Below are 21,599 nucleotides of genomic sequence, written 5' to 3'. Positions count from 1 at the left end.
ATGGATACAATAAATGAGAAGCATCCGGATGGGTGTGAAAAAAGGATGTGAAAAAAAGTGAGATGTTCTCACTTAAAGAAATGAAAATTACTATTATTATTGCAGATGATAATTCGTTTATTCGAGAAGGAATGAAAATTATATTAAATACATACGAGGAATTCGACGTTGTCGCTACTTTAAAAGATGGTCAGGAAGCTGTTCAATATTGCAAGAATCATTCCGTCGATATTGCGTTGTTAGATGTAAGGATGCCTGTTATGGACGGTGTAGAGGCTACAAAGCTTATTTCAGAGTCAACGAAAGCAAAGCCGCTTATTTTAACTACGTTTGATGACGATGAATATATTATTGATGCCGTAAAAAACGGAGCTAAAGGCTACTTGTTAAAAAATACAGAACCAGAGCGCATTCGAGACGCAATCAAAAGTGTGTTCAACGGACATACGGTGCTGCAAGATGTTGTGCTTGATAAGATTAAATCAAGTTTAAACGCTGCAACTGAGCGCGAGTCAAAAGCGGATATGACACAGTTTACAGAGCGTGAAACAAGCATTATGAAGCTGATTGCCAAGGGGCTTTCAAATAAAGAAATTTCTAAAACACTTTTTATTTCAGAAGGTACCGTAGCAAACTATATTAGTTCGATTTTAAGTAAAACGGGACTTGAGCATCGTACTCAAATTGCTATTTACTATTTAACCGGTAAAGGGAAGTAGAGCTATGGAAGTTGGATTAATGATGACTAAGCTCATCCTCATGCTATTTTTGGCTATTACGTACATTCAGTTTAATTATGTACACTCGATTTCAGCTATTGTGTTGGCACTGCTTCTTTACAGCTGTGTTAATATTGCAGCGTCCATTGTGAAAAAGAGCGCGTTCAAGCGCATGTTTATTACTTTTTCAATAGTCCTTATTCTATATTGTGCGTATAAACTTCATCCTTTGTTTTTTCTTCTTTTGCCGCTAAATCTTTGTGAACTTATTGGAGAATCAGTCGCAAAAAAATGGGTGGTGCTGCTGCTTGTGTTGCTTCCAGTGCTGCTTGTTCCCTCTGACATTAGCGCACTGTATGCGTTAGTCGCTGCGTTTACTTTCTTTATTTATACAGGAGCAGCTCTCTATCAAAAACGAACGATTAATTATGAGCAAAAGCTCGATGAAATGAGAGTAAGTATGCAAAAACTGCAAAAGCATGTCAATGAAAATAAAGAGTATGTAAGACAGTCTCAATATGCTTCAAAATTAGAAGAGCGAAATCGATTATCACAGGAAATTCACGATAAGATTGGTCATTCAATGACAGGAGCGCTTATTCAAATGGAGGCAGCAAAGCGCGTAATGAAGCAAGACGAGGAAAAAGCGCTGTCTCTTCTTCAAAATGCGATTACGATTTCCAAAGAAGGTATTGAAGAAATTAGGCTAACGTTAAAAAGTATAAAGCCTCCTGCTGAGCAAATAGGAATCAGCCGACTTAAATTATTTATTGGTGAGTTTGAGGCTAAGCATAGTATCGCAATGCCTCTTGTATACAAAGGTAATTTAGATCTTATCACGCCTCTTCAGTGGAAAATTATCCATGAAAATATAACAGAAGCTATTACAAACGCTTTAAAATATGCAGAAGCAACGATGATTTCTATTGAGCTTCACGTACTAAATAAAATGGTGAAAGTAGAAGTCAAAGACAATGGAAAAGGCGCTCACTTGTTTCAAAAAGGCCTTGGCATAGCAGGAATGGAAGAACGAGCTGCTTCCATTAACGGAACGGTGATTGTTGACGGAGCAAACGGATTTTCTGTTACCACACTCCTGCCGATAGGTGAGAAACTTCATACATAAATAATGAGATTTCTCATGTGAAAAAGGTGAACTTATGCACTGACGTAAGTTTGCCTTTTTTTCATAAAATAAGGATATACCAACACACTAGAGGTGAAATGATGAACGTATTATCAATTCAAAAACTAACAAAAAAATTTGGAGATTTTATTGCAGTAGATAATTTATCTTTGCAAGTAGAAGAAGGAGATATATTTGGCTTTTTAGGAACAAACGGAGCAGGAAAAAGCACAACGATTCATATGGTTGCTAGCCTGCTTCAAAGCAACAGCGGCGATATTGAAGTGCTGGGGAAAAATATAAAGAAGCACCGAAATTTTGCAAAGATGAACATCGGGATTGTTCCGCAAGACTTAGCGATTTATGAAGATTTGACAGCCTATGAAAATGTGAAGTTTTTTGCAGGACTTTACGGATTAAGAGGCTCACTGCTTAACGAACGAGTCGAAGAAGCTTTAGCATTTGTAGGGCTTTTGGATAAACAAAAGGCGTATCCGAAAAGTTTTTCAGGAGGAATGAAAAGAAGGCTAAATATCGCATGCGCAATTGCTCATCGCCCAAAGCTTATTATAATGGATGAACCGACGGTGGGCATTGATCCTCAGTCGCGAAATTATATTTTAACATCTGTAAAAAAGCTAAATGAAATGGGAAGCACAATCATTTATACGAGTCACTATATGGAAGAAGTAGAAGAGGTATGTACAAAGATTGCGATTATTGATCACGGCAAAATTATTGCTGAAGGAACAAAAGAGCAGCTGAAAGCGATTATCACCGATACAAAAGATATTTGGATTGAAGTAAAAGAAGCGGACGATATAGATTGCAGCGGTCTAAAAGACATTCCGGGAGTAACAGCCGTTACGTATGAAGATGGAATCATTAAAATTAATTCAAATGCTGAAGTGAATAACTTGAACAAAGTCATTCAGTATTTAATGAGCCACCATATTGAAATTAAAGCAGTCAAGGAGCAAGCGCCAAATTTAGAGACGGTCTTTCTGACGCTCACAGGACGCAGTCTAAGAGATTTATAAAAGAAAGGAGGAATAACGAATGAATATTATTGCAATTGCTTTGAAAGAAATGAAAAGTGATCTGCGAGATAAGCGTGCATTTATTTTTATGATTCTCTTTCCGCTAGCTCTTGTCCTTATTTTAGGAACAGCTTTGTCTCAAGCTTTTAATAACGACATGACGATAGACGATAGCTATGTTCTCTATAAAATCGACACGAGTAATGAACAATCTGCCGCATTTAAGCAGTTTGCTGCAAACGCAGAAAAATCCGGCATTCACTTTAAAGCGTTGAAAAAAGATCAGGATGGAAAAAAAGAAGTAAAAGAGCAGCGTTATACAGCTTATGTAGAAGTGAAAGACGGAGACATTGATCTCTACGGAAATGAAGAAAACAGCATTGAATTTAACGTGGTGCAAGGTATGTTAAGCACGTTTACGGATAAGTACAACGTGGCTATGGAAGTGGCAAAAGTAAATCCTCAGCAAGTGGAGAATCTGCTGCGTGCGTCTAAGCATGACTATATTCAAGAAACATCCCTTCATTCTCAAAAACATCCCAATTCAATAGACTACTACGCTATTTCAATGACAACCATGATTGTTTTGTACGGATCTATCTCAGCGAGTTATTTAATTAGAGGAGAGCGTATGCGAAATACGGCCAATCGATTAGTAGCCGCTCCGATTAAAACCGCTGAAATTTTTGTCGGGAAAATTTTAGGTACTGTTTTGGTTCACACTATTTGTGTATTAGTCGTCATTATGTCGACTAAATACTTTTTTGATGCGAATTGGGGAGATCATTTACTCTTAGTACTCGTAATGTTAGTATCTCAAATTCTTTTTGCTATTAGCTTTGGACTAGGAGTTAGCTACCTTACGAAGACAGAAGCGGCGTCAAGAGCAATTATTATGGTTGTGATTCAAGTGTCGTGTATTGTAGGAGGAACCTATTTTCAAAATGGATCTGGAGAGGGCTTCGTCAATGTATCACCTTTAACTTGGATGAATAATGGACTTATTAAATTGATTTATACAAATGATATCGGCGCTTCTCTTTCAGTTATTGGGTTGAATGTAGGCTTCTCTATTTTATTCTTGGGCACAGCCATTGTGCTTTTGAGAAAAAGAGAGGGGTTATAACATGAAAAATATCATGTGGCTTGTCACAAATATGCTGAGAAATATGCTGCTTAGAAACAAAAGGACGCTTGTGCTTGTTATTGGTTTGCCTATTGCAGGTATTTTGATGTCCGTTCTTATTTATGGAAACACAGGAGGGACTTCGGTGAATATCGGAGTTGTCAATCACGACTCAACGGATATCACAAAAGACACCGTTCAGTTTTTAAAAGGGCTGCATAAAACAAATGTTAAAATGCTTACGGACAAAGAAGTGGACCATGAAATTACGTCAAAGAAAGTTGATGCTGTTATTACCTTTGAAAAAGGGTTTTCTGAAAGCGTCAAAGCGAACAAACCAGGTCATATTACGATTACTTCAATAAAAGGAGCAGAAGTAACTGGCTTTATTAAGTCTTATTTGTATCAATATATTGATAATGTTTCTGCGCTTAATCAAGCAGCAGGCGGCGACGATGCTGCGTTTAACCAAATGTATGAGAGTTATCAAAAAGCGCCATTCCACGTCTCTACGCACGCCCTTGAAGACAAAGGAACCGATCAAAATATTGTCAAGCAGACAATTGGGTATTTAATTATGTTTATGCTTTTTTCTGCCGTAAATCTATCGGCTCTTATCACAAAAGAAAAAGAGCAGCGCACGTATTTTAGACTGCTAGCTTCGCCAGTTAGCGCAAGGCAATACGTGATATCTAATGTTATTACAAATATGATTTTATTAACTTTGCAAGTAATGATTACACTTGTTTGTATTACAACTCTTTTTCACGTAGATATGAACATTCCCGTGTGGCAGCTGTTTTTCATTTTAGTTTTGTTTGGTCTAGTAGCCATCGGCTTGTCTCTTGTAATTATCGCTTTTACAGAAAGTTCAAAAGCAACGAATGGTCTTCAGACTCTTATCATCACGCCAACTTGTTTACTGTCCGGCTGCTTTTTCCCGCCTGAATTTATGCCGGATGTGATGCAGAAAATAGCCGACTTTCTTCCTCAAACGTGGGTATTAAGTACGTTAAAAAGTGTTCAACAAGGAGCTGATTTAAGCAGCCTATGGTTAAATATCAGCATTTTACTAGCTTTTGCACTTGTTTTTTTCCTGCTGTCGATTTATAAATTAAATCGAAATAATACTGTTCAAAAGTTTATTTAAATGGTAAAGTCAGAGAATACCTCTGGCTTTTTTTGTAATTTTTAAAAAGTTACAAAAAAGATTGAAAAATATAAGATGAAATTTTAGAATGAAAGAGGAAAGGGGTATACAAAAAGAGAATAAATAGGGGAGAAAAACGAAGTTCATGTTGGTTTTTTGCACAAATAAATGAAATCGCTTACATAAGTCAGCATGAAAAGACGGAAGGAGAGATTGTCAGCGAGATAACAAAGGGGGAAAAAACAGTGGCAATTTATGAATTACTTGTACCACGCACGGTTTTATATGGAGAAGGATCATTTTCTAAAATTGGAGAACAGGCTGCACTGCTTGGGACAAAGGCATTGCTTATAAGTGATGACGTTATGGCGAAAGCAGGCAATGTAGAAGCTTGCCGTCGTTACTTAGCAGAAGCTGGCATGGACTGTGCCGTGTATACAGGTGTAAATTCAGAGCCAACGGATATTCATCTAGATGAAGCGCTTGCCGTATGCAAAACGGAGCAGTGCGATGTGGTTATTGCTTTAGGGGGAGGCAGCTGTATCGATACTGGGAAAGCGGTTGCCGTGATGATGACTAATGAAGGGCATTTACGAACGTATTTTCAAAATCAACAAGATTTTCAAGGTAGCCCTCTTCCTTTGATTGCGGTGCCTACGACTGCCGGAACCGGCTCAGAAGTGACGAAAGCGACAGTTATTACAGACACGGCGTACGATGTAAAAATGATGCTCGCAAGGCCTCAATTATTGCCTGATACAGCCATTGTTGATCCGTTATTAACTCTATCATGTCCAAAACACGTAACGGCAGCTACAGGAATTGATGCACTCAGTCATGCAGTGGAAGCGTATTTGTCTAAAAAAGCACATCCTTTTACAGATTCCCTTGCGCTTCAAGCAATTGAGTTAATCATGAAAAATATCCGTCTTGTGTACAGAAATGGAGAAAATGTTCAAGCAAGGAACGAAATGGCCTATGCTTCTATGCTGGCAGGGATGGCGTTTTCAAACTCATCCGTTGCGCTAGTGCACGGTATGTCAAGGCCAATTGGCGCGTTATTCCATGTGCCGCACGGTATTTCTAATGCGATGCTCCTGCCTGCGGTTTTGGACTATACAAAAGAGGCTTCAATCGATCGTTTAGGTGAAATAGGACAAGCTCTTTTTCCGAACGTATCATATACAAAAAAAGAAGGAGCAGATGTGTTAATTGAAGCCATTAAGCAGCTTTGTATCGACTTAGAGATTCCTAATCTTCAATCGTGGGGCATTGATCGACAGCTGTTTTACGCGGCGGTTGAGAAAATGGCAGCGGATGCGATTCAAAGCGGAAGTCCTGCTAATCATCCGATCGTACCGACGGCAGAAGAAGTTATTCAGCTTTATTACACGTGCTATGAATATGAGTTTGAGTCTGCACTTTATAAAAAATAAGACAAATTGAATAAGGGATGAAAGGGGAAACGTTATGGATTTGCTGATTATTTTGCTGTCTCTGGGGCTTTTGATGCTGGTTGCTTACCGCGGATTTTCAGTTATTTTGTTTGCTCCACTTTGTGCGCTGCTAGCCGTTATTTTAACGGAACCAAGCTATGCACTCCCGTTTTTCTCAAACGTTTTTATGGAGAAAATGGTTGGGTTTATTAAAAACTACTTCCCTGTCTTTCTATTAGGAGCGGTTTTCGGGAAGATGGTTGAAATGTCTGGAGTCGCTGAGTCGATTGCGAAAACAATTGTTAAAGTCGTAGGGGCTAAACGTGCGATCTTGGCGATTGTTTTAATGGGAGCAATCTTAACCTACAGCGGCGTAAGTTTATTCGTTGTTGCGTTTGCAGTTTATCCGTTTGCAGCTAACTTATTCCGCGAAGCGAATATTCCAAAACGATTAGTACCGGGAACGATTGCATTAGGAGCTATTTCGTTTACCATGGATGCACTTCCGGGTACACCGCAGATTCAAAACGTTATTCCAACGACTTTTTTTAAAACAGACATCTATGCTGCTCCGACACTGGGGATTATCGGATCGGTTATTGTCTTTAGCTTAGGTCTTTGGTATTTGGAAAGTCGAAGCAAAAAAGCAAGAAAAGCTGGAGAAGGCTACTACGGATTTAATAATGAACTAGCGGCTGCTGCAGAACTAGAAAAAGAGTCAGTGCCTTCTACAGAACCTAAGTATGAACCTAGCGTAGCAAGACAGATTTTAGCATTTGTTCCTCTTGTGCTTGTAGGGGTTGCAAACAAATTTTTTACTGTTTCTATTCCAAAATGGTATCCAGAGGGTTTTGATTTTGCCAAAATTGGCCTTGAAGCGTTCGGAAAAGTAGATTTAACCGCGGTTGTTGGTATTTGGTCAGTGGAATTGGCACTTGTTATTGGAATTATCACAACGATTGCGTATGATTGGAAGCGAGTGACCACCGGTTTCCAAGCAGGTCTTAATGCAAGTATTGGCGGAGCGCTTCTTGCTGCGATGAACACGGGAGCTGAGTATGGCTTTGGAGGCGTTATTTCATCTCTTCCTGGGTTTGCAGCCGTTCGTGACGGTATTTCACATACATTTACAAATCCGCTTGTCAATGGAGCCGTTACGACAAACATTTTAGCGGGTATTACAGGCTCTGCTTCTGGAGGTATGGGAATTGCGCTTAGTGCGATGGGAGATAAGTATGTAGAAGCTATTAATCAGTACAACATTCCTCCTGAAGTTATGCATAGAGTTGTAGCGATGGCATCAGGCGGTATGGATACGCTTCCTCATAACGGAGCCGTTATTACACTGCTTGCTATTACCGGGTTAACCCACAAGCAGTCTTACCGAGATATTTTTGCCATCACTATTATAAAAACGCTTGCATGTTTCTTAATTATTGGAATCTACAGCTTAACTGGACTCGTATAACCAGTAAAGAGGTTGAGAAAAAAGTAGTTTCGTTGAAGAAAGATCCGAACGATGAATTGTTCGGATCTTTTTATTGTTGCAGTGATTTAGTTGTATATCAAGATTTTTGCTCTAAAACAGATTCTTTGACTTTCTAAACTGTAAGTATTATGATTACACTACTTTCTGCAGTACTATATGCCGTTACATTAATTCTTAGCATGTTTATGAAGAAAGGAGAATGACTGTGAAGCTATTTGAAGGAAATTTAAAAGTAGGCGACTGGGTCAAAGGAAAGTCTCGCGACGGTGAACTTATATACGGATATATTAAAACGATTAATCCATCTAAAAAAGCAGCACTAATCAACGTTGTGAAAAGTGATGATGAAAAAATGGTCGGCACAACCATTGGCATGATGGATGAAAAAATAGAAAAGCTGCCCCTTCAAAAAACGGCGCACGAAGAGCAAATTCTTTCATTAATTGATCTCGCGCTGCTAACGAAAGACGAAGCTTGGTTTATTGAATTAACAGCTGAATTAAAAAGATTACAAGATAAAAAGCAAGGCTGACATTCCTGATAAGGAATGAAGGCCCTGCTTTTTTTATTATTCCTAGGGGAAAAGCAGGAATGGAAAGCAGCTTGCGAGAAGAAGTAAATGACGACATTAAAAGAAAAGGTGATAAAAGATGAGTAAACGTGTCTTGATTTTAACAGGAGATGCCGTGGAGGCTTTAGAAGTTTTTTATCCGTATTATCGCTGTTTAGAAGAAGATATTCAGTGTACCATTGCTTCTCCAGTGAAAAAGAAGCTCCAAACGGTTGTTCATGATTTTCTTCCAGAAATGGAAACATTCACAGAAAAAACGGGATATAAAATTGATTCTCACGCTTCTGTAGATGAAGTGGATCCCGCTGATTTTGACGGACTTATTATTCCTGGAGGACGAGCGCCTGAATATATTCGAATGAACACAAAAGTTCAGGAAATTGCCGCTCATTTTTTAAAAGAAAACAAACCTTTAGGCGTTATTTGTCATGGTCAGCTCGTGTTAACGACGGTTAGAGAGTATCTGCAAGACAGAGAAGTGACAGCGTATCCTGCTTGCCGTCCGGAAGTAGAAGCGGCGGGTGCAGTATTTGTTGAACAGACGCTTCATGTAGACAGAAACTTAGTAACGGGACAAGCTTGGCCAGATTTACCTAAATTTATGAAAGAATTTTTTAACGTGCTAAAAAAAGCTGAAAAAGTGAACGCATAATAAAAAAGCGGGCTGAGAGAAAAGAATTCTTTCAGCTCTTTTACATGATGATAGGTGAGGTGTAAACAACGTGCAGCTTGTGTCTGAACTTTCGAAGAAAATTATAAAAGAAGTGCAGCTTGTGATGAAAGAACATGTAATTGTAACAGATCCAAGTGGAATTATTATTGCGTCAACAGAAGAAAAACGGGTTGGTTTTTTTCACGAAGGCGCGTGGAACGTGATGCAAAGAAAGCAAAAATTATATATATCCAAAAAAGAAGCAGCGGATTTAAAAGGAGTTAAGCCTGGTATTAACTTGCCTATCAGTTATCAAGGAGAGATTATTGGGGTTATTGGCATTACAGGTACTCCAGAAGCCGTTGAGCCTTTTGCAGATATTATTCGAAGATTAACAGAGTTAATTATTCGTGAGGCATATTACATAGAAACAAAGGAATGGGAAAATAAAGGAGTGGAAGCTTTTTTTCGTGAATGGATTTATAGCCAGCAGGTAGATGCAGAATTTATTGAACGAGGCCATATTTTAGGAGTACAAGCAGACAGTGCTTATTGCTGCACACTGTTTCAAATTGATTCATCTCTTTCGAAAAATAAGCAGCAGCAGGTACAAGAAACAATTCGCTACTGGTTTGAAAGTCATAAAGCTGACGGAGATTATATCGCAAACTGGGGATATGATCGTTTGCTTTTACTGAAAGAGGCGGTAGGTGAAAAGGCAAGGCATGGATTTAAAGAAGAATTAAAAAAATGTCAGCAGTACATTCAAGCAAACAACCAAGTTATGGTCACTATTGGTGTAGGAAAGTCAGCGGAGCAATTTAATTTGCATGCTTCATATGAAGAAGCGAAAAAAGCGCTTAAAGTGGCTTCAAAACGTCAAACCGTTGTTTTTTATGAGGAGCTGCTGATGGACATGATTTTAGAAGACGTTTCTAAACCTGTAAAAAAGGAATTCTTGAGTCGAGTGCTTTCCACTCTCTTAAAAGAAAAAGAGCTGCTTGAAACGCTGAAGTGCTATTTGGCCAATGATCAATCATTAAAAAAAACGGCAGTTGATTTACATATTCATATTAATACGCTTCATTACCGCTTGAAGCAAATAAAAGAGCTCACAGATATTGATCCTAAAAGCGTAAAAGGTATTACGCTTTTTTACCTTGCGCTATCTTTACTAGAGTGAAGTGCGTCCTTCGTTGGATAAACATACAAAAAAAGAGTTTTTAAAGCGCTTTTTTTTAGTTCTTTATCTATAGTCCCTCGTTGCTTCTGTAACTATAATAAGAGTAAGAGATACATATAAGGAGGAACGTTATGCTTAATGAACGAACAAAAGCAAAGCTCATTGAAGTTGTAGGATCAGCCAATTTTCAAGATAGCAGTGAAGCAAGACTCGTGTATTCCTATGACGCAACACCTAACTTTCAGTCGCTTCCTGATGCGGTTATTATGCCTGAAAACAAAGAACAAGTGAAAAGAATTTTAACGATATGCAACGAAGATCACGTGCCCATTGTTCCAAGAGGTTCAGGTACAAATTTAAGCGCAGGAACGTGTCCCACGCAAGGAGGAATTGTTCTTACCTTTAACCGGATGAATAAAATTTTAGAAGTTGATGAAGAAAATTTAACGGTTACCGTTCAGCCGGGTGTTATTACGTTAGATTTAATTAACGCTGTAGAGGCAAAAGGTTTATTTTATCCTCCTGATCCAAGCTCCATGAAAATATCAACTATTGGAGGAAACATCAATGAATGTTCAGGAGGATTACGAGGCTTAAAATATGGCGTGACAAAAGATTATGTTCTTGGTCTTGAAGTAGTTCTTGCAAACGGCGACTGCATAAAGACGGGCGGCAAGTTAGCTAAAGATGTAGCTGGCTACGATTTAACGAACTTGTTTGTTGGTTCTGAAGGAACGCTGGGCGTCGTGACAGAAGCGATTTTAAAGCTCATTCCAATACCTGAAACAAAACAAACTCTGCTTGCACTGTTTGAAGACATGGACGCAGCTGCTAAGACGGTTTCAGCAATTATCGCCAATAAGATTATTCCGGCTACGCTTGAATTTTTAGACCAGCCGACGTGTGAAGTAGTAGAAGATTTTGCGCAAGTTGGGCTTCCAACTGATGTAAACGCTGTCTTATTGATTGAACAAGATGGCCCGCCAGAAGTGGTGAAGCGCGATATTGAAATGATTTCACGCATCTGCAGCGAAGGAAACGCTGTATCGGTAAAAGTAGCGGCTTCGCAAGCAGAAGCAGAAGCGTTAAGTACAGCCAGAAGGTCAGCCCTTTCTGCTTTAGCACGGATGAAGCCAACGACCATTTTAGAAGACGCAACCGTTCCACGGTCTAAAATTAGTGAAATGGTCAAAGCAATTAATGAAATTGCTGTAACATATAACGTTAAGATCTGTACGTTTGGTCATGCGGGAGACGGAAACCTGCATCCGACTTGTTTAACAGATGCGCGTGACGAAGAAGAGCTTCACCGGGTCGAACAAGCTTTTGAAGCAATTTTTCATAAAGCCATTGAGCTCGGAGGAACGATTACAGGGGAACACGGAGTTGGAGAAATGAAAGCACCGTATTTGGCGTTGAAGATGGGCGGAGAAGGAGTAGCAGCGATGAAAGCAATTAAGTATGCTTTGGATCCGCAAGGAATTATGAATCCAGGGAAAATTTTTGCTAAAGACACGAGAAAAAGAGTGGTGGTTCGTTCATGACGGCAACAAAAGACATTCAGCAAGCGTTCAAAGAACGGTTAGATTATGACGAGTTAATGAATTGTATGAGATGCGGTTTTTGTTTGCCGAGCTGTCCGACGTATGGACAAACGAATCAATATGAAGCAGCGTCACCGCGCGGAAGAATTGCTTTGATGAAAGGAGTGGTAGACGGACTTATTGAACCTGATGAATCTGTTGAAAAGCAATTGAATCTTTGCCTTGGCTGCCGAGCGTGTGAGCCTGTTTGTCCTTCGGGTGTGAAGTACGGACACTTATTAGAAGAAGCGCGTGATATTATTCAGCAGAAAAAACGACATAAATGGCCGGTAAAAGCGCTCAGGCATATGGTGTTTGAACAGCTTTTTCCCCATAAAGAACGATTAAAAAATGTACATTCTCTGCTTGCTTTCTATCAAAGAAGCGGCTTGCAAAAAGCTGTTCAAAAAACAAACATACTAAACGTTCTGCCCGGTAATTTAGCACAAATGGAAAAAACGCTTCCGCCTGTGCCAACAAAAAAAGAAATGAAGAAACGTCCTTTTTTATTTGAAGCAGAAGGAACAAGAGAGCGTACGGTTGCTTTTTTTACAGGGTGTTTAATGGATACGATGTTTATGGAGACAAACAACGCGACGATTGCACTTTTACAAAAAGCGGGGTGTAAGGTCGTTATACCAGAGGTGCAGACGTGCTGCGGCGCACTGCATGCGCACGGAGGAGAAAAAGATCAGGCAAAGAAGTTAGCGAAGCAAAATATTATGGCGTTTGAATCCATTCAAGCGGATGACATTGTTCTTAATGCAGGAGGCTGCGGTGCGCTGTTGGTAGAATACGATCATTTATTAAAAGATGAGCCGGAATGGAAAGAAAGAGCGGCGGCTTTTTCTGCCAAAGTCAAAGATTTTTCAGAGATTTTATTGCAGCAGCAGTTTGTGGAAAAACAAAAGTTATCGCTTTCAAGTCAAGTTATTACGTATCAAGACTCGTGTCATTTAAGAAACGTGATGAAAACGTCCAGCGCACCGAGAAAACTGATCCAAGCGATTAACGGCACGGTGTTTAATGAAATGGAAAATGCGGATCATTGCTGCGGCTCAGCCGGTATTTATAACTTAACGGAACAAGAGATGTCTATGCAAATTTTAGATTATAAAATGGAAAAAGTGAAAGAAGCCCATGCACATACGATTGTAACAGCAAACCCGGGCTGTCTCATTCAAATGAAGCTAGGCGTAGTCAGAGAAGGAGTAGAAGAAAGTGTAAGGGCCGTTCATCTTGCAGATTTACTTCTTGAAGCAGTAGAAAGCAAATAAAAAGGCCGGACACGTCCGGCCTTTTTATTATTTGAACAGCTGAGAAACAATTTCGTACGAACGAAGGCGAGCTTTGTGATCGTAAATTTGAGCGTTAATCATCAGTTCATCTGCTTCTGTTTCTTCAATAAACTGTTCCAGCTTGACTTTAATCGTCTCAGGGCTTCCGACAATAGAAGAGCCCAGCTGCTGTTGAAGAGAAGCTTTTTCAAAGTCAGTCCATAGTTCATCCATATTATCCACAGGAGCTTTTAGTTTACCTGGTGTGTTTCGAATTAAATTTAGAAACTGCTGCTGCATAGAAGTAGCCAAGCGTTCAGCTTCTCTATCTGTATCAGCAGCGATTACGTTTACACCTAACATTGCATATGGTTTCTCTAACACGTCGGACGGCTTAAAATAACGGCGATACATGTTAAGAGCTGTCATTGTATTATTAGGTGAGAAGTGACTCGCAAATGAAAATGGCAAGCCTAGCTGTGCAGAAAGCTGTGCGCTAAAACCGCTTGAGCCAAGCAGCCAAATCGGAATGTTTAAACCTTGACCGGGAACAGCTTTAACGCGCATCTGACTTTCTGAAGCCGGTTTAAAGTATTCTTGCAGTTCAGCTAGCTGTTCTGGGAAGTCACTGCTGTCGCTTCTGCGGTTGCGTCGCAGGGCATGCGCTGTCAGCTGATCTGTCCCTGGCGCTCTTCCTAAGCCTAAATCAATACGTCCTGGAAATAGTGATTCAAGCGTGCCAAAATGTTCAGCAATAACAAGCGGAGAATGGTTAGGAAGCATAATACCTCCAGAGCCTACGCGAATACGTGACGTGCCTGCAGCTACATGACCAATTACAACAGATGTAGCGGAGCTTGCGATACCTGTCATATTATGATGCTCAGCTAGCCAGTAGCGGTTATATCCCCATTTTTCAGCGTGCTGAGCTAAATCTAATGTATTTCTAAGCGAGTCAGATACAGTTCCTCCTTCAACTACAGGAGAAAGATCTAATACGGAAATCGGAATATCTTTTAATGCTTTACTCATCAATTTCATCTTCTTTCTTTAAAGACTTCATAGGCCTTGTTATTTCAATGGAATACAAGTATTTTAACAATAATCTTTCGAGTTCCAAAATATTTTGCTTCGGTTATTTTCCTTTACGTTATTGTTCTTTAGTTACACAAGATTCCAAGAAGCAAAAAGCTTGTACGGTATAAGGCAGAAGCCGCCTCTTTCTATAAAAAGCTGTCATATTTTATAGTAGAAGGGAGGATGAACATGGTTACTTTAAATGAACTAAAAAGCAAGCAGTACGATATGATATATAGCTTAGGCTATAACTGTTTTCCAGGGATATACATGAAAAAATATTCTTTGCGAAAACAAGCCGGCGTGATTGATTGGTGTATTAGCATTTCTCTTTCTCATGTTAACCAGCTGTTGAAAAATCGCTGTAAAGACTTATTTTTGTATGAACACTTAACCTATATCAGTTCTTTCGGAGATGGTTCTACGCTTAGGCTGCGTGATAAGGTGTATCAAATTGATTCTGCTCATGATTTTCCGTCGTCTATTAATACAGAAAATAACTGGCTTTCGTATAATGAAGTCAAAGAAAAGTATGAGCGGAGAACGGAGCGATTTTTAACGTCGATGGAGACCAGTTCTTGTATATTGTTTATTCGTATGGGTGGAACGTATGAAGAAGCGAAAGAATTAGAGCATACTTTAAAGGGAATGGTCAAAAGCGATTTCTATATACTGCTGCTGACAAACAGTGAAAAAGAACTTTTGTCCGAAGCTAACTGGGACTTGCCTTATACATGTGTCTTACATGCACCTATTTTTTCAATGGATGTGCTGCGCGACGACAAAGTATGGGAAGAGCTTTTAAGCGGACTTGTTATAAAATAAAAGGAACTCTTTTTGCTCAATACGGGAATGAAAAAGCTCGTTTTTTTCATAGACTTTGTTATATCTGTTTATCAAAGGAGATGAAAAGATGGAGTCCAATGTGCGGAAGGCGATAAAAGAAATTGTATGGCTGCTACTAGAACAAGACCAGCGCTGGAACGAGTATTTAGTACAGCTGGAGGATTTGAAAATACAAGTGGATTTGAACAGTTCCGCATATGAAGTTCTTAGAAAGATGACGGGTAATTACGAAGTGCTGCTTGAACATATGGATCTCATTCAGCAGTTTGAAAATCATTCTAAAAGTGAAACAGCGCTGAATGACTTGGTTAACATCGTTATGAAGCATTATTCGTTAAAAAATTCATAAGCCTGCTTTGTGCAGGTTTATGGAGTTTCATCTCTCGATGGAATCGGGTAAAGATAATCGTTTATAATAAGTACATATGGTGATGAAAGGGTGATCGATATGGAAGAGAAACAAGAAATTGTACCCGTTCGTACAGAGGAAACAGCCAAATATTATTCGGAAGAAAAATTTTGGGACAAGCTTAAAAAGTTTGGTAAAAAAGCAGGGGCAAACGTTGTTTATGCCGTATTGCTTTTATACTACACGCTGCAAAAGCCTGATATTCCGCCAAAAGCAAAAGCAGTTATTATAGGAGCATTGGGTTATTTTATTCTTCCTTTAGATTTAATTCCGGACTTTGCAGCAGGAATTGGGTTTACAGATGATTTAGGAGCTCTAGGGCTTGCATTGATTCAAGTTGCCATGTACATTGATGAAGGTGTTAAACTTAAGGCAAAAGAAAAAATTAAAACGTGGTTTTCAGAAGAACACAATTTTTCCATTATTGATGCTAAAATAAAGTAACGTTACGATCGAAATGTCATTATTAAATAAAGTGAGCAAAAGAAGGTGATAGATGAATCATCTTCTTTTTAACCGATAATATATAGGTCTTTATGACTATTTTAATCCGTTTTATGTAAAAAAAACAGGATTAAAATATTTTTTTCATTAAAATTTTAAGCAATGTAATTGAATAATTGCCCTACAAATGTTAAGTTAAAACATGTTCATAAATTCGTCACAGAAAGCAATATACAAATAAGTAAGGTTGTTTGTAAAAACTTTGTGAAATTATGGAACTTTTTAACTAAGAGTTTCAAACTCTTAGAGATTCTTCCTCATCAATCAGAAGTAGCTTTCTTTCGTCACAAGATTAAGCATCTTTCATTTGAAGGTGTTTTTTTTCAGCCTAAGTAAGCCAACAACATGATTGTATGACAAGTTTTTACTAAGGTTGTATAGTTACTGTATTGTATGACAAGTTTTTTGTGATTTGATGTTAACTAAATGAACAGTTTCGAAGTAAATAAATGATTGCAGAAAAACAAAGTCCATGCGTTTTCATGAACCATTATACGTTACTTCATATTTGTAGAGATGTTTAGCAAAAGGGGAGATGAATGGCCTGACGTAAACAATATCCATAAACAAGCCTTAGAAGATAATTATCTTTCTAAGAAAGCAAATTTATATGATTGATTCTAATCTAAACAATGGAGTGTTCAAAAATGGAAATTAGTCAAATCTTTATTATTTTAACCCCAATCTTTTTTGTTATTTTGCTAGGTTATTTAGCAGGGTATTTTAAAAAGTTTGATGCAACAACATCTAAAGGGTTAAATACGCTTGTAACAAAATTTGCGTTACCTGCACATCTATTCGTTGGTATTACAACAACATCAAAACAAACGCTTATTGAAAAATGGCCTTTTTTACTAGCATTAGTTCTTGGTATTATTGGATTTTATGTTCTTTTCTTACTTGTTGCAAAATATGTATTTAAATACTCACTAACAGGCGCGTCTATGTTCTCTTTAAACTCTACGCAGCCAACGTTTGCGTTTATGGGTATTCCCGTATTAGGTAGCTTGTTTGGCGCGGATGTAGTAGCAATTCCAATCGCTATTACGGGTATTGTAGTAAACGCGATGCTCGATCCTTTAGCAACTATTATTGGTACGGTTGGACAGCGCGAAAGAAGTGAAGGGGATTCAGAAGAAAGCTTATTTAAAGTAACGATTAAATCAATCTTACACGGTCTTTCTGAACCATTAGCTTGTGTTCCGTTAATCGCAGTAGTATTAGTATTATGTGGGTTCCAGTCTCCAGATTTACTTTCAAGCAGTTTAGATCAAATTGGTTCAATTACATCTGGTGCGGCACTATTCGCAGTTGGGGTAACAATTGGTATCCGTAAAATTCAATTTAGCCCAGCGGCATTTGGTATTGCGATTTTAAAAGTTGCTATTCAGCCGCTTGTAATGTTAGGAATTGCAACAGCAATGGGCCTATCATCAGCTGACATCGTAAAATTAGTATTATTAGTAGCGTTCCCGGGTTCAGCTGTAGCAGCGATGATTTCAGTTCGCTTTGACAGCTTAGCTGGTGAAACAGCTTCAGCATTCGTACTTAGTGCCATTATGTCACTTGTTACATTACCACTGTTAATTTCTTGGTTAATGTAGTCACATATATAAATATAGAACATAAAAAAAGACTTTGCTATTTTAGCAAAGTCTTTTTTTATGCATTTATATTTAAAAAAGCTTTAAAAATTCTTGGGCGATTTTGGGAAGGTAACTATCCGTACGCCACGTAACTAAAGGTTCTATTACAAATGGATTATCTTCTATACTTAGAATTTTAATATGTTCTAGCGAAAAAGAGGAAAGCATTGAATAAGGAACAATGGCAGCACCAAGGCCACGACATACTAAATTAAGAAGCATCGCTGAATCATGGCATTCGCATAAAATGTTGGGTATTACACCTATCTTTTCAAATTCCTTCACAATGCGATTATATATGCTTATTTCCCGGTTTGAACGAAGAAGAATAAGAGGGAGAGAAGCAATTTCAGCGACTGAAATTTTTTCTTCTGCATGATCACTTTCTTTAGGAACGGCTACAACAAAAACATCTGGTGCAAGTGTTTTTGTTTTTACCTGTTGATAAGGTAAGTCTGTAGTGGTGACCGCTACATCAATTTTCCCTTCTGTTAATAATTCATTTAAATGAGCTGGTTCGTTTTCATAGATATTAAAAGTGCTGTTTGGATACTGTTTTTGGATAAGAGTTAGCTTATCTAGAACCGTAGATGCACAGTAGATTGTACATCCGACTTCAAGCTTTTCATTTGTTACGTTTTTACATTCCTGTACTTCTAATACTGATTTTTCGACCCTTTGCACAATTTCTTTCGCTCGTTTTAAAAAAAGCTTTCCCTCTGCCGTTAACAATAAGCGCTTATTATTGTTTCGTTCAAAAAGCAAAAGGCCCAGCTCATTTTCGAGCTGTTTTAGCTGTCTGCTTAAAGGAGGCTGAGCCATATGCAGGCGCTTTGCTGCTTTAGTTACATTTAATTCTTCAGCTATGACGATAAAATAATGCAGCTGTCTTAATTCCACTGTATTCAACTCCATACTTTAAAGGTATTATTATATACTTTATCAATATTTTAATTGTATGGAAAATGAGTGTAAAGTTAAATGTGTAACCAAAGCAGAGAGGAGGAAAAGAAATGAAAATAGCTGTAGGAATCACAGGAGCCACGGGAGCTATTCTAGGTATTCGAATTTTAGAGCTTTTGAAGAAGACTTCTGTTGAAACGCATTTAGTTATGTCGCCTTGGGCTCATGCCACAATTAAGCTGGAAACACCTTATAGCGTTCAGCAAGTAGAAGCGTTAGCAGATTATTGCTATTCATATCAAGACCAAGCAGCAAAGATTTCGAGCGGTTCTTTTCGTATAGATGGAATGATTGTTAGTCCTTGCAGTATGAAAACATTAGCATCTATTCGAATGGGACTAGCAGACAACTTAATAGCGAGAACGGCAGATGTAATGTTAAAAGAAAGAAAGCCGCTGGTGCTACTTCCTCGCGAAACGCCTTTGAATACAATTCATTTAGAAAACATGCTGGATCTTTCAAAAATGGGCGCTATCCTTGTGCCTCCTATGCCGGCATTTTATAACAAACCTGAGACGATTGAGGATATCGTCACGCATATTGCTGTTCGAACGTTAGATCAATTAGGGATTGAGCTTCCTGAGGCAAAAAGATGGAATGGAATTAAACATTTATCACAAGGAGGAAAATAAACATGGCTTATAAAGACTTTAGAGATTTCCTTAATACGCTACATAAAGAAGGGCAGCTGCTGAAGATTACAGATGAAGTACAGCCTGATCCAGATTTAGGTTCAGCAGGTCAAGCCATCAGTAATTTAGGAGACCAAACGCCAGGGTTATTATTTACCAATATTTATGGGTACAACAGCGCAAAGGTAGCCCTAAACGTAATGGGTTCCTGGGCAAATCACGCGTTAATGATGGGACTGCCGAAATCAACTCCTGTAAAAGAACAGTTCTTTGAGTTTGCTCGGAGATATGAAAAATTTCCTGTCAAAGTAAAAAGAGAAGAAACAGCGCCATTTCATGAGTGTGAAATCACAGATGATATTAACTTATTCGACCTTTTGCCGTTGTTCCGCTTGAATCAAGGAGACGGAGGCTACTATCTAGATAAAGCGTGCGTCATTTCTCGTGATCAGCATGATAAGGAGAACTTTGGCAAACAAAACGTAGGTATATATCGTATGCAGGTCAAAGGGAAAGACCGTCTAGGCATTCAACCTGTGCCACAGCATGATATTGCCATTCACTTGAAACAAGCCGAAGAAAAAGGTGAAAACCTCCCTGTATCAATTGCTTTAGGATGTGAACCTGCGATTGTCACAGCAGCTGCTACGCCGCTTCATTACGATCAATCAGAGTATGAAATGGCAGGAGCTATTCAAGGTGAGCCGTACAGAATTGTGAAGTCTCAGCTTTCTGATTTAGATGTACCTTGGGGAGCAGAAGTGATTTTAGAGGGAGAAATTTTAGCCGGTGAACGTGAATATGAAGGTCCTTTTGGCGAATTTACAGGTCATTACTCCGGTGGCAGAAGCATGCCTGTTATCAAAATCAATCGCGTATATCATCGTAAAGAGCCTATTTTTGAAAGTTTATATATCGGTATGCCTTGGACAGAAACAGATTATTTAATTGGAATCAATACAAGCGTTCCTTTATATCAGCAGCTAAAAGAAGCATATCCTGAAGAGATTGAAGCTGTGAATGCGATGTATACTCACGGTCTCGTTGCTATTATTTCAACGAAAAGCCGATACGGAGGATTTGCTAAGGCGGTTGGTATGAGGGCATTGACTACGCCGCATGGATTAGGATATTGCAAGCTAGTTATTTTAGTAGACGAAGATGTGGATCCGTTTAATTTACCGCAAGTCATGTGGGCGCTATCGACAAAAATGCACCCAAAACATGATGTTATAACAGTGCCTAATCTTTCAGTTCTTCCACTTGATCCAGGATCTGAGCCGGCTGGTATTACAGATAAAATGATTTTGGATGCTACAACACCAGTTGCACCGGAAACAAGAGGCCACTATTCGCAGCCTTTAGATACACCACTTGAAACTGAAAAATGGGAAAAAATCTTAACGAATATGATGCAAAAATAAACAAGGAGGAATCGACATGCATACTTGTCCAAGATGTGAAACCAAACAAGCAAACGTAGTATCTAAATCACCAGTTGAAGGAGCCTGGGAAATTTATTTATGCGACGTGTGTTTGTTTACCTGGCGTTCTTCTGAACCTGAGACCATCACCAATCCTGAAAAATACCCTCGACCATTTAAAGTCAATCCAAAAGACGTACCGCTGGCAACGCACGTGCCTCCTGTGCCACCCCGATCTTACTAAGCAAAGGCGGTAAGTAAAATGAATAAAGCAGAGCTGCCAAAAGCCGTGCGCGTATTTTTAAATGGAAAAGACTTAGAAAGAAAACAGCGTGATGCGATGTTGCTATCTACAGTGACATCCGAGGGTTTTCCTCATGTAGCAATGATTAGCGCAGGAGAGCTGGTAGCTATTAGCTCTTCACGCGTCAAGCTGTTAGTATGGAAAGGTACAACGTCTGCAAAAAACATGATACAGAATCATAAGGCAACCGTTACATTAGTTGTTGAAGGGAAAGCTTATTACATTAAATTTTGGCTGAAAAAAGAAGCTCCTGTGTTATCAGGCTATGAGTTATTTACAGGAGAAGTAGCCGCTGTTAAAGAAGATTATGCAAAATATGCCGTTCTAACATCAGGAATTCAATTTCAGCTTCATGATTCCAAACAGGTACTAAGCCGCTGGAAGCAATCAATTGCAGCTGTTCTTTCTACTGAAAAAACCGATTCTTAAAAATAAGAATCGG

General features: G+C 38.8%; 22 protein-coding genes. 20 read left to right on the top strand and 2 right to left on the bottom strand.

All coding sequences use genetic code 11. The annotated features are described in order from the left end of the window. The first annotated feature begins 80 nt into the window (after positions 1–80). From U9R83_RS13135 to U9R83_RS13080, 12 genes are all read left to right on the top strand, one after another. Positions 81–719 (top strand): response regulator, encoded by a 639-nt coding sequence (locus tag U9R83_RS13135; RefSeq protein WP_042992506.1) that lies wholly within the window; start codon positions 81–83, stop codon positions 717–719. A gap of 4 nt (positions 720–723) precedes the next feature. Beyond that, positions 724–1,845, top strand: a complete 1,122-nt coding sequence (locus U9R83_RS13130; protein WP_014459801.1) for a sensor histidine kinase — start codon at positions 724–726, stop codon at positions 1,843–1,845. A gap of 101 nt (positions 1,846–1,946) precedes the next feature. Beyond that, positions 1,947–2,885 carry an ABC transporter ATP-binding protein gene (locus U9R83_RS13125; RefSeq protein WP_140450953.1) on the top strand — a complete coding sequence of 313 codons (939 nt, stop codon included), beginning with the start codon at positions 1,947–1,949 and terminating at the stop codon, positions 2,883–2,885. Positions 2,886–2,904: 19 nt separating this feature from the next. Then, on the top strand, positions 2,905–4,011 hold the full coding sequence (locus U9R83_RS13120; RefSeq protein WP_140450952.1) for an ABC transporter permease: 1,107 nt from the start codon (positions 2,905–2,907) through the stop codon (positions 4,009–4,011). A gap of 1 nt (position 4,012) precedes the next feature. After that, positions 4,013–5,161, top strand: coding sequence for an ABC transporter permease (locus U9R83_RS13115; protein WP_140450951.1), 1,149 nt, complete (start codon positions 4,013–4,015; stop codon positions 5,159–5,161). 245 nt (positions 5,162–5,406) lie between these two features. After that, the gene (locus tag U9R83_RS13110) at positions 5,407–6,597 is read left to right on the top strand and encodes an iron-containing alcohol dehydrogenase (protein WP_035335513.1); all 1,191 of its coding nucleotides are present in this window, start codon (positions 5,407–5,409) and stop codon (positions 6,595–6,597) included. 34 nt (positions 6,598–6,631) lie between these two features. Further along, positions 6,632–8,065 carry a GntP family permease gene (locus tag U9R83_RS13105; RefSeq protein WP_014459806.1) on the top strand — a complete coding sequence of 478 codons (1,434 nt, stop codon included), beginning with the start codon at positions 6,632–6,634 and terminating at the stop codon, positions 8,063–8,065. Positions 8,066–8,291: 226 nt separating this feature from the next. Further along, a complete protein-coding gene (locus U9R83_RS13100; RefSeq protein WP_013057348.1) occupies positions 8,292–8,618 on the top strand; it encodes an IDEAL domain-containing protein in 327 nt (108 codons plus the stop codon). Between the two features lie 118 nt (positions 8,619–8,736). After that, complete coding sequence (locus U9R83_RS13095; protein WP_013057347.1) at positions 8,737–9,309, top strand: DJ-1/PfpI family protein; 573 nt, start codon at positions 8,737–8,739, stop codon at positions 9,307–9,309. Between the two features lie 70 nt (positions 9,310–9,379). Further along, entirely contained in the window at positions 9,380–10,492 is a 1,113-nt protein-coding gene (locus U9R83_RS13090) for a CdaR family transcriptional regulator (RefSeq protein WP_042992088.1), read from the top strand. A 131-nt stretch (positions 10,493–10,623) separates the two neighbouring features. Continuing rightward, positions 10,624–12,036: a glycolate oxidase subunit GlcD gene (gene glcD / locus U9R83_RS13085; protein WP_014459808.1), complete on the top strand. Its 1,413-nt coding sequence runs from the start codon at positions 10,624–10,626 to the stop codon at positions 12,034–12,036. Continuing rightward, positions 12,033–13,352 carry a (Fe-S)-binding protein gene (locus tag U9R83_RS13080; RefSeq protein ID WP_014459809.1) on the top strand — a complete coding sequence of 440 codons (1,320 nt, stop codon included), beginning with the start codon at positions 12,033–12,035 and terminating at the stop codon, positions 13,350–13,352. Before glcD ends, U9R83_RS13080 begins: the two co-directional genes overlap by 4 nt. Before the next feature lie 27 nt (positions 13,353–13,379). On the opposite strand, the gene U9R83_RS13075 is transcribed toward U9R83_RS13080, so the two are convergent. Continuing rightward, a complete protein-coding gene (locus U9R83_RS13075; RefSeq protein WP_328575264.1) occupies positions 13,380–14,384 on the bottom strand; it encodes an LLM class flavin-dependent oxidoreductase in 1,005 nt (334 codons plus the stop codon). A 234-nt stretch (positions 14,385–14,618) separates the two neighbouring features. On the opposite strand from U9R83_RS13075, the gene U9R83_RS13070 reads away from it, so the two are divergent. The 4 genes from U9R83_RS13070 to U9R83_RS13055 all read left to right on the top strand — a co-directional run bounded on the left by U9R83_RS13070 (position 14,619) and on the right by U9R83_RS13055 (position 17,792). Next, on the top strand, positions 14,619–15,254 hold the full coding sequence (locus U9R83_RS13070) for a DUF1796 family putative cysteine peptidase (protein ID WP_042992090.1): 636 nt from the start codon (positions 14,619–14,621) through the stop codon (positions 15,252–15,254). 88 nt (positions 15,255–15,342) lie between these two features. Next, the gene (locus U9R83_RS13065) at positions 15,343–15,624 is read left to right on the top strand and encodes a hypothetical protein (protein ID WP_014459812.1); all 282 of its coding nucleotides are present in this window, start codon (positions 15,343–15,345) and stop codon (positions 15,622–15,624) included. 99 nt (positions 15,625–15,723) lie between these two features. Then, on the top strand, positions 15,724–16,128 hold the full coding sequence (locus U9R83_RS13060) for a YkvA family protein (RefSeq protein WP_063247858.1): 405 nt from the start codon (positions 15,724–15,726) through the stop codon (positions 16,126–16,128). Between the two features lie 707 nt (positions 16,129–16,835). Then, positions 16,836–17,792, top strand: coding sequence for an AEC family transporter (locus U9R83_RS13055; RefSeq protein WP_028408284.1), 957 nt, complete (start codon positions 16,836–16,838; stop codon positions 17,790–17,792). Between the two features lie 72 nt (positions 17,793–17,864). Here U9R83_RS13055 and U9R83_RS13050 read toward each other — a convergent pair whose 3' ends face one another. Next, the gene (locus U9R83_RS13050; RefSeq protein ID WP_014459815.1) at positions 17,865–18,734 is read right to left on the bottom strand and encodes a LysR family transcriptional regulator; all 870 of its coding nucleotides are present in this window, start codon (positions 18,732–18,734) and stop codon (positions 17,865–17,867) included. 113 nt (positions 18,735–18,847) lie between these two features. Between U9R83_RS13050 and U9R83_RS13045 the strand changes: the two genes are divergently transcribed. From U9R83_RS13045 to U9R83_RS13030, 4 genes are read left to right on the top strand one after another with little or no spacing between them, the layout of a single operon-like run. After that, a complete protein-coding gene (locus U9R83_RS13045) occupies positions 18,848–19,429 on the top strand; it encodes a non-oxidative hydroxyarylic acid decarboxylases subunit B (protein WP_014459816.1) in 582 nt (193 codons plus the stop codon). 2 nt (positions 19,430–19,431) lie between these two features. Continuing rightward, entirely contained in the window at positions 19,432–20,853 is a 1,422-nt protein-coding gene (locus tag U9R83_RS13040; protein WP_014459817.1) for a non-oxidative hydroxyarylic acid decarboxylases subunit C, read from the top strand. A 16-nt stretch (positions 20,854–20,869) separates the two neighbouring features. Next, positions 20,870–21,097: a non-oxidative hydroxyarylic acid decarboxylases subunit D gene (locus tag U9R83_RS13035; protein WP_014459818.1), complete on the top strand. Its 228-nt coding sequence runs from the start codon at positions 20,870–20,872 to the stop codon at positions 21,095–21,097. A gap of 18 nt (positions 21,098–21,115) precedes the next feature. Next, positions 21,116–21,586, top strand: coding sequence for a pyridoxamine 5'-phosphate oxidase family protein (locus U9R83_RS13030; protein ID WP_028413105.1), 471 nt, complete (start codon positions 21,116–21,118; stop codon positions 21,584–21,586). Positions 21,587–21,599: the final 13 nt, after the last annotated feature.

Source organism: Priestia sp. LL-8 (genome assembly GCF_036227845.1).
In the GTDB taxonomy this organism is placed as follows: Bacteria; Bacillota; Bacilli; order Bacillales; family Bacillaceae_H; genus Priestia; species Priestia zanthoxyli.
This window is presented reverse-complemented; position numbering and strand designations above follow the sequence as displayed.